The sequence below is a fragment of the Rhizobium sp. BK650 genome (assembly GCF_014195325.1).
In the GTDB taxonomy this organism is placed as follows: domain Bacteria; phylum Pseudomonadota; class Alphaproteobacteria; order Rhizobiales; family Rhizobiaceae; genus Rhizobium.
Genome location: NZ_JACIBK010000011.1, coordinates 61,184 through 73,256 on the forward strand (window position 1 = coordinate 61,184; position 12,073 = coordinate 73,256).

The window sequence follows — 12,073 nt, forward strand, 5'->3', positions numbered from 1 at the left end:
AAACCGGGGGACTGCGGCAGAAATAGGACCTCGCCAAAAGAATGTGCAGCGGGCGGATTGGCCGCAAAGCGCGTTTTTCGTATGCTGATGAAAAGCTTGCAATGTTTTGCCATGGCGGGGGAGGCAGTCTTTGAGCAAAAATGCCGCATAGACAATTGCTTCTGCCTGTTGCGGCGGATGCCAAACTGTGGTTTGAAGCGCAGAAGATGGCAAGGATTCTGCGTCCGATTTGATGCAGATCAGCGCTCGAGGGAGATTACAAGGTGATAAAGAAGGCTTTTGCAGCTCTGACCGCGCTGGTCTGTCTGCTTTTTGCTTCCGGCACATATGCCGATCAGCCGATGCCGTGGCAGGCTACTCTGCAGCCGGCAGCAACGCCGATCATGCGGGAAATTCATTGGTTCGAACAATACACGCTGTGGTTCATCGTTCCGATCACACTGTTCGTTCTCGTTCTTCTTATTGTCGTCTGTTTCAAGTTCCGCGCTTCGGCGAACCCGGTTCCCTCCAGGACGAGCCACAATACCCTCATCGAAGTCATCTGGACCGTGGGGCCGGTCCTTGTGCTTCTCTTCCTTGCAGTTCCCTCTTTCAACCTGCTCACTGCGCAGCTCACCCTACCGGAAAACCCTGATGTCACCATCAAGGCGACCGCGACCCAGTGGCAGTGGAACTATGAATATGAAGGCTCGGGCGAAACGCCTGTCGCCTTCGATTCCTACCTTCTGAAGGAGCCGGATCGCGCTGCTGCCGGCAAGACCGATCTTTCCGTCTATCCGCGCCTTCTGGCCGTCGACAACGAGCTCGTTCTGCCGGTTAACAAGACGGTCCGCGTTCTCGTCACCGCCGCGCCGACCGATGTTATCCACGCTTTCGCCATGCCGTCCTTCGGCATCAAGATCGACGCCGTTCCGGGTCGTCTGAACGAAACCTGGTTCCGCGCCGAGCGCGAAGGTCTTTTCTACGGCCAGTGTTCCGAGCTTTGCGGCAAGGATCACGCGTTCATGCCGATCGCCATCCGCGTCGTATCCGAGGACAAGTACAAGCAGTGGCTGACCACGGCCGCCAGCGACTTGCCCGGCGCCTACAAGACACTGATCGCCGCTGCCGACGGTTCTGCAAAGACCGTCGTTGTCGCTGAAAACGTCGCAAAGTAAGATAGGGGATCGGGACAATGGCTGGACCTTCCGCTCACGACGATCATTCTCATGATCACCACGCTCATGACGCCCACGCGCATGACGACCATCACGATCACTCGCATGCTCCAAGCTTTGCTGACCGCTGGTTCTTCTCGACGAACCATAAGGACATCGGCACCCTTTATCTGATCTTCGCGATCTTCGCCGGCATTATCGGCGGCCTGCTCTCCGTTGCGATGCGCATGGAGCTGCAGGAGCCGGGCATCCAGATCTTCCATGGCCTGGCCTCCATGGTCTACGGCTTCGAAGGCGATGCCGCTATCGACGGCGCCAAGCACATGTTCAACGTCTTCACCACCGCTCACGCGCTGATCATGATCTTCTTCATGGTCATGCCGGCGATGATCGGCGGTTTCGCCAACTGGATGGTGCCGATCATGATCGGCGCGCCGGATATGGCTTTTCCGCGTCTGAACAACATCTCCTTCTGGCTGATCGTTCCGGCTTTCCTGCTCCTGGTCATCTCGATGTTCGTCGAGGGCCCGGCCGGCGCATATGGCGCTGGCGGCGGCTGGACCATGTATCCGCCGCTCGCAGTCGTTGGTCACCCCGGTCCGGCGGTCGACCTTGCGATCTTCGCGCTGCACATTGCCGGCGCGTCCTCGATCCTCGGTGCAATCAACTTCATCACCACGATCCTCAACATGCGTGCGCCGGGCATGACGCTGCACAAGATGCCGCTCTTTGCCTGGGCCGTCCTGATCACCGCCTTCCTGCTGCTGTTGTCGCTGCCGGTTCTGGCAGGTGCCATCACGATGCTGCTCACCGACCGTAACTTCGGTACGGCCTTCTTCGCACCGGAAGGCGGCGGCGACCCAATCCTTTACCAGCACCTGTTCTGGTTCTTCGGTCACCCGGAAGTCTACATCCTCATCCTGCCGGGCTTCGGCATCATCAGCCACATCGTGTCCACCTTCTCGAGGAAGCCGGTCTTCGGCTACCTCGGCATGGCCTACGCTATGGTCGCCATTGGCGCTGTCGGCTTCGTCGTCTGGGCGCACCACATGTACACGGTCGGTCTGTCGCTCGACGCACAGCGCTACTTCGTCTTCGCGACGATGGTCATCGCCGTTCCGACGGGTGTGAAGATCTTCTCCTGGATTGCGACGATGTGGGGTGGTTCGATCACTTTCCGCACGCCGATGGTCTGGGCGATTGGCTTCATCTTCCTCTTCACCGTCGGTGGTGTGACGGGTGTTCAGCTTGCAAATGCCGGTCTCGACCGCTCGCTGCATGACACCTACTACGTCGTAGCTCACTTCCACTACGTTCTCTCGCTCGGCGCCGTCTTCGCCATCTTTGCTGCCTGGTACTATTGGTTCCCGAAGATGACCGGCTATATGTACAGCGAGTTCCTCGGCAAGCTGCACTTCTGGGTCATGTTCGTTGGCGTGAACCTCGTGTTCTTCCCACAGCATTTCCTCGGCCTCGCCGGTATGCCGCGCCGCTACATCGACTATCCGGATGCATTTGCTGGCTGGAACTATGTTTCCTCGGTCGGCTCCTATATCTCCTTCGTCGGCGTGATCATCTTCCTCGTCGGTGTCTGGGAAGCCTTCGCCCGGAAGCGCGTTGCCGGCGACAATCCGTGGGGTGAGGGTGCAACGACCCTCGAATGGCAGCTGCCTTCGCCGCCGCCCTACCACCAGTGGGAACAGCTTCCGCGTATCAAGTAAGATGCCGGACTTGCGGACGTCGCAGGCCTCTGCGGCGTCTGGTAATTGAGTTAGCCAGGACGGAATGATGACGGTAATCGACAATCACGAGGCTCTTGCAAACGACGGGGATTTTCGCTTGTCGGAAGCTAGCGCGCGCGATTATTTCGAGCTTCTGAAGCCGCGTGTCATGTCGCTCGTCGTCTTCACGGCCTTTGCCGGCCTCGTGCTCGCGCCGGGCCACATCAATCCGATCCTTGGCCTGATTGCCATCCTTTGCATCGCTGTCGGCGCAGGCGCGTCCGGTGCGCTGAACATGTGGTATGACGCCGATATCGACGCCGTCATGAGCCGCACCGCCAAGCGCCCGATCCCGGCCGGCCGCATCATGCCCAAGGAAGCACTGGCCTTCGGCCTTGTGCTTTCCTGCTTCTCGGTGATGATCCTCGGTCTGGCGGTCAATTGGCTGTCGGCCTTCATCCTCGCCTTCACCATTTTCTTCTATGCCGTCATTTACACGATGTGGCTGAAGCGTTCGACACCGCAGAATATCGTTATCGGCGGCGCGGCCGGCGCTTTTCCGCCGGTGATTGGCTGGGCCTGCGTGACCAATTCGGTTACGATCGAAAGCACGGTCCTCTTTCTCATCATCTTCCTCTGGACGCCGGCGCATTTCTGGGCGCTCGCCCTTTTCAAGATGCGGGACTACGAGGCGGTCGGCGTGCCGATGCTGCCGAATGTTTCCGGTGAACGCGCCACCAAGCATCAGATTGTTGCCTATGCCGTGCTCACGGCTGTCTGCGCCGTCCTGCCGACCTTCCTTGGCTTCGCCAGCGTCGCTTACGGCGTGGTTGCCGCAGCGCTCGGCGCAGTCTTCATATACTGTTCCATCGCCGTCTGGCGCATGCCCGACGGCGATCTCAAGATGATCCCGGCGAAGAAGCTTTTCGGCTTCTCCATCTTCTATCTCTTCGCCGTGTTTTCCGCGCTGATGCTCGACCGGCTGGTAGCCATGCTGGTCTCGTATGCAGGAGGCTCGTTCTGATGGAGCTGGTCAAGCTTACCGAAGCGCAGCGCAAGTCGCGCCGCAATCGCAATATCGCCCTCGGTCTGGCACTCGCCGGTCTGGTGATCCTTTTTTACGCGATCACCATCGTCAAGTTCCTGGCACATGGGGGCTGATCGAATGAGGGATGCCGTCAACGCACCGAAGAGACCGCGCAACAACGCCGCTGTCGTCTTCATGTGCGTGAGCTTTGTCGTCGGCATGGGCGCAGCAAGCTATGCTGCCGTACCCCTTTATCGCATCTTCTGCCAGGTGACCGGCTATAATGGCACGACGAAGCGTGTCGAACAGGTTTCGAGCGTCATTCTCGACCGCACGATGCGGGTGACTTTCGATGCCAATGTCGCTCCGGGTCTGCAGTGGGAATTCAAGCCAGTCGAGCGCGAGGTCAATCCGAAGATCGGCGAGACCATCCAGGTCAATTTCATCGCTGAGAACCGATCCAACGAAACCCAGCGCGGCCAGGCGATCTTCAATGTGACGCCGGGCGAGGCGGGCGCCTATTTCAATAAGGTGCAATGTTTCTGCTTTAATGAAACGGATCTGAAGCCAGGCGAAAAACTTGAAATGCCGGTCGTGTTCTATATTGATCCGGAAATTACCAAGGCCGCTGAATCGAAAAGCATTCACACGGTCACGCTGTCATACACGTTCTATCCCAAAGAGGGTCCGAAGCCGCTGGCTTCGAATGAGGATAAGACGGTACAGGTTGAAAAGAAACTTTGATTGAGGAGTGTTTCCGGCGGTGCCGGAAGCTGAGAAGGAAGACACCGGGGATCTGACATGGCCGATGCTCATCAGAAGAATCACGACTATCACATCATAGCTCCGAGCCCGTGGCCGATCCTGGCCTCGCTCGGCGCTTTCCTGATGGCCTTCGGCGGCGTCGGCTATATGCGCTTCTTGAACGGCGGCTCGCTGCATGTTCTCGGCGTCGAGTGGGCCCAGCCGTGGGTCTTCTTCATCGGCCTCGCTGTCGTTTTCTACGTCATGTACGGCTGGTGGTCGGACACCGTGAAGGAAGCCCATGAGGGCGCCCACACGCGCGTCGTGTCCCTGCACCTGCGCTATGGCATGATCATGTTCATCGCTTCGGAAGTGATGTTCTTCGTCGCCTGGTTCTGGGCCTATTTCGATGCCAGCCTGTTTCCGCACGAAGCAATCCAGGCTTCGCGGCTTGCCTATACCGGCGGCGTCTGGCCGCCGAAGGGCATCGAGGTTCTCGATCCCTGGCATCTGCCGATCTACAACACCGTCATCCTGCTGCTCTCCGGCACGACGGTGACCTGGGCTCATCACGCCCTGCTGCACAATGATCGCAAGGGTCTCATTCAGGGCCTGACGCTGACGGTTCTGCTCGGCGTGCTCTTCTCTTCCGTCCAGGCCTATGAATATGCGCATGCTCCGTTCGAGTTCCGCAACTCGATCTACGGCGCGACCTTCTTCATGGCCACGGGCTTCCACGGTTTCCACGTTCTGGTCGGTACCATCTTCCTGCTGGTCTGCCTGCTGCGTGCGCTGCGCGGAGACTTCACGCCGAAGCAGCACTTTGGCTTCGAAGCGGCTGCCTGGTACTGGCACTTCGTCGACGTCGTCTGGCTGTTCCTGTTCTTCTGCATCTACGTCTGGGGTGGCTGGGGCGCTCCGGTCGCAGCAGGCTGAACGAGCTCGGATAGAAATCAAAAAGGCGGGTGCCATCGGCCCCGCTTTTTTCTTTGTCCCGCCTTTTTGTCTTGAGACTCGCTCTGTCTTACCGCTGGCTGGCCAGTCTCTCGAAAGCCGAAGGATCGGGAATTCCGAAGTCGAGCTGGTGGCGGATCGCCTCGGTGCATTCGAGCGCGGTCAGGACGGACGTATCGACCTCCATGTCGTAGAGACCCGGACGATGTACCTCGTCCTGCCAGCGCTGCACCGCTTCCGGCACAGGTGTCTCTTCACTGGCGCGCAGGTAAAGGGTCTCGCGGCCTTCCTGCGTGATCTCGCGGCGCTGCATGATCGTCTCGATCGGGCAGCGTACGCCGACGAATAACACGGGAAAGCCCTCCAGCCGCCGGGCACAATCGCCGAGGATGCCGAGTGGCTGCGAATAACTGTCGTGATGACCGAGATCGGCGATGACATTGAGGCCTAATCCGGCATGGATCGCGATCGATTCATAAAGCGCCGCATAGAGAAACGGCACGAGTTCTTCGAGATCCGGCCGTTCTCCGCCGGGCCTCAATCCGATGCCGGGTAGATAGCGCTTCGGCGTCATGGCATTGTAGTTGTCGACGCCGAGGTTGATCCACGGCCCCTCGAATTCTTCCTGGATTGCGCGCACAATGCTGGATTTGCCGCTTCGCGGTGCGCCGTTGAGGATAATGATCTGTCCGGCATGGCTGTCGTTGGTCATCAGTCTTCTTCTTCTGTTTGGCGCGAATCATTACAGCGCCGCTCGTCTTTCCAGACGAGCAAAGGACGCTGTAACACTTTGAATTGCTGCATAATTCCCTAAATCGATTCCGATTTGAGGAATTATGCGGCGGGCGAAACCGCGCAGGCATTTCCATTCGGGATGCGAATACTTTATGGGAGAGTTAAGGCAGACGACGAAAAGCCGGCTGCATGGAGATCGGCATGAATGAAGATAGCGCACAATTTCCGCCGGTCGATCCGGTCAAGACCGGCATCAAGGGATGCTGCCCGCGCTGCGGTCATGGGCAACTCTTCGATGGCGTGCTCGGCCTGAAACCGAACTGCGCCGCCTGCGGGCTGGATTATTCCTTCGCCGATGCAGGCGATGGCCCCGCCGTCTTCGTCATCCTCATCGTCGGCTTCATCGTCATTGGTTCGGTTCTCTGGCTGCAGATTAATTATGCCCCGCCGATCTGGGTCCATATCCTGCTCTTCGGTCCGCTGACGATCATTCTGTCCCTGCTTGCGCTGCGCTGGTGCAAGGGCATCCTCATCGCCATGCAATATCGCCACAATGCCCGCGAGGGACGCCTGAGTGACTGAGATCGAAAGCCCGTCGCGCCGGCGCAAGCTGCCGGTTTTTACCGGCATTGCCGTTCTCTTCGCGCTTGCCATCCTGATATCGCTCGGCACCTGGCAGGTGGAGCGTCTTCACTGGAAGGAAGGTCTGCTCGCCGATATTGCCGAGCGTCGCGCCGCAGCTCCGGTCCCACTTGCAGATATCGAGGCCATGGCGGCGCAGGGCCGTGATATCGAATACCGCACAGTCGCGGCCACGGGCACATACGTCAACAACAAGGAGCGCCACTTCTTCGCCACCTGGCGCGGCCAGACCGGCTATTACATCTACACGCCGCTGCAGCTTCCGGACGGGCGCTACCTCTTCGTCAACAGAGGCTTTGTTCCCTATGAGAACAAGGAGCCGGAAATGCGCATGCAGGGCCAGTTGACCGGCGAGCAGACGGTGATCGGCCTTGCACGCGCCAGACTTCCGGCCAAACCTTCCTGGCTGGTGCCCGATAATGACGTGGCGAAGAATATCTTCTACTGGAAGGATCTTGATGTCATGGCCTCGAGCGTCGATCTCGACAAGGCTGATGTCGTGCCCTTCTTCGTAGATGCCGATTCCACCCCCAACCCGGCGGGCCTTCCGATCGGCGGCGTGACCCAGGTCGATCTGCCGAACGACCATCTGCAATATGCCTTCACCTGGTATGGGCTGGCGGTGGTGCTGGTTGCTGTCGTCGCTGTTTCCTGGTTCCGGCACAAGGGTGCCACGCAATAGTATCGCTTCAATTCCGTTCCATATTGGGTTAGAGGTCCCTGAAGCTTAACCTGGATATGTTATGAATATTGCGGCAAAACCTCCGTTGGTGATCAGGCTCTGCGGTCCGCGCGGCTTCTGTGCCGGCGTCGATCGGGCAATCCAGATCGTCGTGCTGGCGCTGAAGGCCTATGGCGCCCCCGTTTATGTCCGCCACGAAATTGTCCATAACCGCTATGTCGTGGAAGGGTTGGAAGCGAAGGGCGCCGTCTTCGTCGAAGAGCTCGACGAGATTCCGGCCGAACACCGCGCCCAGCCGGTCGTCTTTTCCGCCCATGGCGTGCCGAAATCAGTCCCCGAAGATGCGAATGCCCGCAACCTTTTCTACCTCGACGCTACCTGTCCGCTGGTCTCCAAGGTTCACAAGCAGGCAATGCGTCACAATCGCCTCGGCCGGCATGTGATCCTGATCGGTCATGCCGGCCATCCGGAAGTGATCGGTACAATGGGCCAACTGCCGGAGGGTGCTGTTTCTCTGGTCGAGACTGTCGAGGACGTCGATGCTTATGAGACTGGCGATCCCGATAATCTCGGCTATGTCACCCAGACGACGCTCTCGGTCGACGATACCGCAAGCGTCATCAAACGGCTGGAAGAGCGCTTTCCCAATCTGCACGCACCGGCCGCCGATTCCATCTGCTATGCCACGACCAACCGCCAGGAAGTTGTGAAGGAAGCAGCTCCCGGCTGCGATCTCTTTATCATTGTCGGCGCGCCGAATTCGTCCAATTCCAAGCGGCTCGTCGAAGTGGCGCTGAGAGCAGGGGCGAAGAAGTCGATCCTCGTGCAGCGCGCTTCCGAACTCGACTGGGATGAGATCGGCCCGATTGCCACCCTCGGCCTGTCCGCCGGTGCTTCCGCCCCCGAAGTGATCGTCAACGAGATCATCGAGGCCTTCCGCGCCCGCTTCGATGCCCGTGTCGAGCTTGCCGAAACCGTGCAGGAAAACGAGCACTTCCTCGTCAACCGCGAACTGCGCAGCCTTGAATTGACGACGGCTGACATGGCATTCGTGAACGGAGAATAGGTGAGGGCGGCTGCCCTCCCTGTCCTGCCCATCCAATGACACCGCTTCTTGAGTGAGAAACCTACCTTGGCAGTTTATACCGATATCGCCGAAGACGATTTGAGATGGTTTCTCACCGAATATGATGCCGGCACGCTGCTATCCTACAAGGGCATCGCCGAAGGCGTGGAGAACTCCAATTTCCTGCTGCACACATCCAAGGCGCCGCTTATCCTGACGCTTTACGAGAAGCGGGTGGAAAAGAGCGATCTACCGTTTTTTCTCGGCCTGATGCAGCATCTGTCGGCCGGCGGCCTGTCCTGCCCGCTGCCGCTGCCGCGCAAGGACGGCGCTCTGCTCGGCACGCTGTCGGGCCGTCCGGCTGCACTGATCTCCTTCCTCGAAGGCATGTGGCTGCGAAAGCCGGAAGCGAAGCATTGCCGCGAAGTCGGCAAGACACTGGCGCATATGCATATCGCTGGAGAAGGTTTTGCGCTGAGGCGGCCGAACGCCTTGTCGCTAGACGGCTGGCAGACACTCTGGGAGAAGTCCGAGGCTCGCGCCGACGAGGTCGAGCCCGGCCTGCAGAACGAAATCCGCAGCGAACTTGATTTCCTCAGCGCCCATTGGCCGAAGGATTTGCCCGCTGGCGTCATCCACGCCGATCTTTTCCCCGATAACGTCTTCTTCCTCGGCGACGAGCTCTCGGGCCTCATTGATTTCTACTTCGCCTGCAATGATCTCCTCGCCTACGATGTCTCGATCTGCCTCAATGCCTGGTGCTTCGAGAAGGATGGAGCCTATAACATCACCAAAGGCATGCAGATGCTGGAAGGATACCAGAGCGTGCGATCGCTGAGCGATGCCGAGATCGCGGCCCTGCCGGTTCTGTCGCGCGGCTCGGCTCTGCGTTTCTTTCTGACCCGTCTCTACGACTGGCTGACGACCCCCGACGGCGCGATGGTTACCAAGAAGGACCCTCTCGAATATCTGCGCAAGCTGCGCTTCCACCGTCAGATTTCCTCGCCGGCCGAATACGGGCTGAGCCGATGAAGCATATCGATATCTTCACGGATGGTGCGTGTTCCGGCAATCCCGGCCCTGGCGGCTGGGGCGCCGTGCTGCGTTATGGTGAGGTGGAAAAGGAGCTCTCCGGTGGCGAGGCTGAAACCACCAACAACCGCATGGAGCTTCTGGCCGCCATTTCTGCGCTCAGTGCGTTGAAAGAGCCTTGTGAGGTCGATCTCTACACCGACAGCGCCTATGTGAAAGACGGGATTTCCAAGTGGATCTTCGGCTGGAAGAAGAATGGCTGGAGGACATCGGACAACAAGCCGGTGAAGAACGCCGAACTCTGGCAGGCACTGGAGGAGGCTCGCAACAGGCATAAGGTGACGCTCCACTGGGTCAAAGGCCATGCTGGCCACCCCGAGAACGAGCGTGCCGATGAACTGGCCCGCAAGGGGATGGAGCCGTTCAAGAAAAGCAGGAAGGCGAGCTGATCAGGCCGCCTGCCGTTGCTCGCCGGCGGCATTCCGTATCAGCTGGTGCAGATATTCCAGCTTCGCCACAACAGGCGGAGACAGCACGAAGGGATAGGAATCCGGCTGTCCCATGCTGCGCTGGATCGCGTTGATCGCCAGGCTGAGCGGCACCCAGGCGCTGACGAGCTGTTCGGCGCTCCGCGCCCGGTAGGGATCGAAATCCACTTCCGCCGCAATCTCTTCATGCCCGCGCGGATCGATCGCCATGCCGAAACTGCGTGCCGTTTCCAACGTATCGACGATGTGCAGGTAATGCGCGAAACATTCCGCAAAATCTTCCCAGGGATGGACGGAGGCATAGGCGCTGATGAAACTTTCCTGCCAGCCGGGAGCGGGTCCGTTGGCATAGTGGTTCTGCAATGCCGCTCCATAGTCCTCCCGCTCGTCGCCAAAGACGATGCGGAATGCATCGAACCCATTGCGGTCGCGTACCAGCCTGTTCCAGATGAAATGTCCGGTCTCGTGACGGAAATGTCCAAGCAGGGTGCGGTAAGGCTCGTCCATCGCCGTGCGTGCCTGCTCGCGGGTCACGTCGTCCGCCTCGGCCGCACGGATGGCGATCAACCCTTCCTCATGGCCGGTCATGGCCGGCACGACTTCGCCGTTGCTCTGCACGGCGTCTTCGAGAAAATCGAAGACGAGGCCGCCCTGCGGGTCTTGCTGTCGGTTGGGATGCGGCAGGTTCAAGCGCAACAGCGAATAGAAAAGGTGACGCTGGGCTTGGCTGATCCGCCGCCAGCGGTCGATGCCATCTTGCGTGCCGGTATTTGGCACCAGCCGGTTATGTCGACAGGCGATGCAGAAATCGTTGCCGTCATCGACCAGCCAGTTGCATATATCGAGGCCGGCATTGGCGCAGAACCGCACTAGGCGCGTCGGATCGGAAACGAGCTGCAAGTTCGCTTCGTCGCGCGATTCCAGGGCATGCATCGAAAGATCACCGGCAAAGAAGCCGAGGCGATGGTTGCAGCGCACGCATTGCCTGTTGTCGAAATGGATGACGTGACCGCAATTGTCGCAGGCAAACAACCTCATGGCAGCCCCCTAAATGCCCACCGCATTGAGCGCCGCAGGCACTGCCGGGGAAACGCTAATGAACGGGTTTCGTTCCGGAAGGATACAATCAGGCGTGGCCGGCTTCGGCCGAGAGCATGGCCGGTGTCACACCCATGCTTGCCAGCGCCCGCTCATACTTGTCGTCGAGGCAGCGATCGAAGATCAGCTCTTCATTGGCCGCGCAATTGAGCCAGCCATTGGCAGCCACCTCGTTTTCGAGCTGGCCCGCGCCCCAGGAGGAATAGCCGAGCAGCATGGTTGCCCGCTTAGGGCCGCCGCCTTTCGAAATGGCCCGCACGATATCGAGTGTCGCTGTCAGGCAGATATCGTCGCTGACGGGAATGGAGGAGTCGCTGACATAGTCGTCGGAATGCAGCACGAAGCCGCGGCCGCTTTCCACAGGCCCGCCCGTCTGGATCGGGAATTCTCGCGCGTCCTTCGGCAATACGATGGAATCATCCTGCTTGATCATGTCGAGATGCAGCAGCACATCGGTGAAGGTGAGGCTTTGCGGGCGGTTGATGACGAAGCCCATGGCGCCGGCATCCGAATGAGCGCAGATATAGATCACCGTGCGCGAGAAATTGCGATCCTCCATGCCGGGCATGGCGATCAGGAACTGACCGTCGAAAAATCCGCGTTCCCGTCTGTTCTTCAGCGTTGCTAAGGACATGGTTCCTCCTGCCGCCAGACTGCACAAAGGCCCCGACAAGAGAAACATGGGCCAATGTCACAAATCAATCAACCGAAAATGAAGATTTAAATG

The 12,073-nt window shown here is 59.2% G+C and carries 14 protein-coding genes; 11 read left to right on the forward strand and 3 right to left on the reverse strand.

Going from position 1 to position 12,073, the window contains the following annotated elements; genetic code table 11:
* Positions 1–263 precede the first annotated feature (263 nt).
* The 6 genes from coxB (at position 264) to FHX15_RS23365 (ending at position 5,585) form a co-directional block, all read left to right on the forward strand.
* Positions 264–1,157 (forward strand): cytochrome c oxidase subunit II, encoded by an 894-nt coding sequence (gene coxB / locus FHX15_RS23340; RefSeq protein WP_184400752.1) that lies wholly within the window; start codon positions 264–266, stop codon positions 1,155–1,157.
* A 17-nt stretch (positions 1,158–1,174) separates the two neighbouring features.
* On the forward strand, positions 1,175–2,878 hold the full coding sequence (gene ctaD, locus FHX15_RS23345) for a cytochrome c oxidase subunit I (protein ID WP_184400753.1): 1,704 nt from the start codon (positions 1,175–1,177) through the stop codon (positions 2,876–2,878).
* A 67-nt stretch (positions 2,879–2,945) separates the two neighbouring features.
* Positions 2,946–3,902, forward strand: a complete 957-nt coding sequence (locus FHX15_RS23350) for a heme o synthase (protein WP_184400894.1) — start codon at positions 2,946–2,948, stop codon at positions 3,900–3,902.
* Complete coding sequence (locus FHX15_RS23355; RefSeq protein WP_165911858.1) at positions 3,902–4,039, forward strand: hypothetical protein; 138 nt, start codon at positions 3,902–3,904, stop codon at positions 4,037–4,039. The genes FHX15_RS23350 and FHX15_RS23355 overlap by 1 nt, the downstream gene beginning before the upstream one ends.
* 4 nt (positions 4,040–4,043) lie before the next feature.
* A complete protein-coding gene (locus tag FHX15_RS23360; RefSeq protein ID WP_184400754.1) occupies positions 4,044–4,649 on the forward strand; it encodes a cytochrome c oxidase assembly protein in 606 nt (201 codons plus the stop codon).
* Positions 4,650–4,706: 57 nt separating this feature from the next.
* Entirely contained in the window at positions 4,707–5,585 is an 879-nt protein-coding gene (locus tag FHX15_RS23365) for a cytochrome c oxidase subunit 3 (protein WP_184400755.1), read from the forward strand.
* Between the two features lie 88 nt (positions 5,586–5,673).
* On the opposite strand, the gene FHX15_RS23370 is transcribed toward FHX15_RS23365, so the two are convergent.
* Positions 5,674–6,315, reverse strand: a complete 642-nt coding sequence (locus tag FHX15_RS23370) for a chloramphenicol phosphotransferase CPT family protein (protein WP_184400756.1) — start codon at positions 6,313–6,315, stop codon at positions 5,674–5,676.
* Between the two features lie 224 nt (positions 6,316–6,539).
* Between FHX15_RS23370 and FHX15_RS23375 the strand changes: the two genes are divergently transcribed.
* The 5 genes from FHX15_RS23375 (at position 6,540) to rnhA (ending at position 10,209) form a co-directional block, all read left to right on the forward strand.
* Complete coding sequence (locus tag FHX15_RS23375; protein WP_184400757.1) at positions 6,540–6,920, forward strand: DUF983 domain-containing protein; 381 nt, start codon at positions 6,540–6,542, stop codon at positions 6,918–6,920.
* Positions 6,913–7,662 (forward strand): SURF1 family protein, encoded by a 750-nt coding sequence (locus FHX15_RS23380; RefSeq protein WP_184400758.1) that lies wholly within the window; start codon positions 6,913–6,915, stop codon positions 7,660–7,662. Before FHX15_RS23375 ends, FHX15_RS23380 begins: the two co-directional genes overlap by 8 nt.
* A 61-nt stretch (positions 7,663–7,723) precedes the next feature.
* Complete coding sequence (ispH, locus tag FHX15_RS23385; protein WP_184400759.1) at positions 7,724–8,728, forward strand: 4-hydroxy-3-methylbut-2-enyl diphosphate reductase; 1,005 nt, start codon at positions 7,724–7,726, stop codon at positions 8,726–8,728.
* Positions 8,729–8,794: 66 nt separating this feature from the next.
* A complete protein-coding gene (locus tag FHX15_RS23390) occupies positions 8,795–9,760 on the forward strand; it encodes a homoserine kinase (RefSeq protein ID WP_184400760.1) in 966 nt (321 codons plus the stop codon).
* Positions 9,757–10,209 (forward strand): ribonuclease HI, encoded by a 453-nt coding sequence (rnhA, locus tag FHX15_RS23395; RefSeq protein WP_184400761.1) that lies wholly within the window; start codon positions 9,757–9,759, stop codon positions 10,207–10,209. Before FHX15_RS23390 ends, rnhA begins: the two co-directional genes overlap by 4 nt.
* Here rnhA and FHX15_RS23400 read toward each other — a convergent pair whose 3' ends face one another.
* Both FHX15_RS23400 and FHX15_RS23405 read right to left on the reverse strand, forming a co-directional pair.
* Positions 10,210–11,286 carry a putative zinc-binding metallopeptidase gene (locus FHX15_RS23400; protein ID WP_184400762.1) on the reverse strand — a complete coding sequence of 359 codons (1,077 nt, stop codon included), beginning with the start codon at positions 11,284–11,286 and terminating at the stop codon, positions 10,210–10,212. It abuts the gene before it with no gap.
* Between the two features lie 88 nt (positions 11,287–11,374).
* On the reverse strand, positions 11,375–11,980 hold the full coding sequence (locus tag FHX15_RS23405; protein WP_184400763.1) for a YqgE/AlgH family protein: 606 nt from the start codon (positions 11,978–11,980) through the stop codon (positions 11,375–11,377).
* Positions 11,981–12,073 lie beyond the last annotated feature (93 nt).

Excerpts from the sequence above, each read along its gene's own strand:
- ctaD (WP_184400753.1), top strand. The coding sequence starts at position 1,175 with ATGGCTGGACCTTCCGCTCACGACGATCATTCTCATGATCACCACGCT.
- FHX15_RS23350 (WP_184400894.1), top strand. The coding sequence starts at position 2,946 with ATGACGGTAATCGACAATCACGAGGCTCTTGCAAACGACGGGGATTTT.
- FHX15_RS23355 (WP_165911858.1), top strand. The coding sequence starts at position 3,902 with ATGGAGCTGGTCAAGCTTACCGAAGCGCAGCGCAAGTCGCGCCGCAAT.
- FHX15_RS23360 (WP_184400754.1), top strand. The coding sequence starts at position 4,044 with ATGAGGGATGCCGTCAACGCACCGAAGAGACCGCGCAACAACGCCGCT.
- FHX15_RS23365 (WP_184400755.1), top strand. The coding sequence starts at position 4,707 with ATGGCCGATGCTCATCAGAAGAATCACGACTATCACATCATAGCTCCG.
- FHX15_RS23370 (WP_184400756.1), bottom strand. The coding sequence starts at position 6,315 with ATGACCAACGACAGCCATGCCGGACAGATCATTATCCTCAACGGCGCA.
- FHX15_RS23375 (WP_184400757.1), top strand. The coding sequence starts at position 6,540 with ATGAATGAAGATAGCGCACAATTTCCGCCGGTCGATCCGGTCAAGACC.
- ispH (WP_184400759.1), top strand. The coding sequence starts at position 7,724 with ATGAATATTGCGGCAAAACCTCCGTTGGTGATCAGGCTCTGCGGTCCG.
- rnhA (WP_184400761.1), top strand. The coding sequence starts at position 9,757 with ATGAAGCATATCGATATCTTCACGGATGGTGCGTGTTCCGGCAATCCC.
- FHX15_RS23400 (WP_184400762.1), bottom strand. The coding sequence starts at position 11,286 with ATGAGGTTGTTTGCCTGCGACAATTGCGGTCACGTCATCCATTTCGAC.
- FHX15_RS23405 (WP_184400763.1), bottom strand. The coding sequence starts at position 11,980 with ATGTCCTTAGCAACGCTGAAGAACAGACGGGAACGCGGATTTTTCGAC.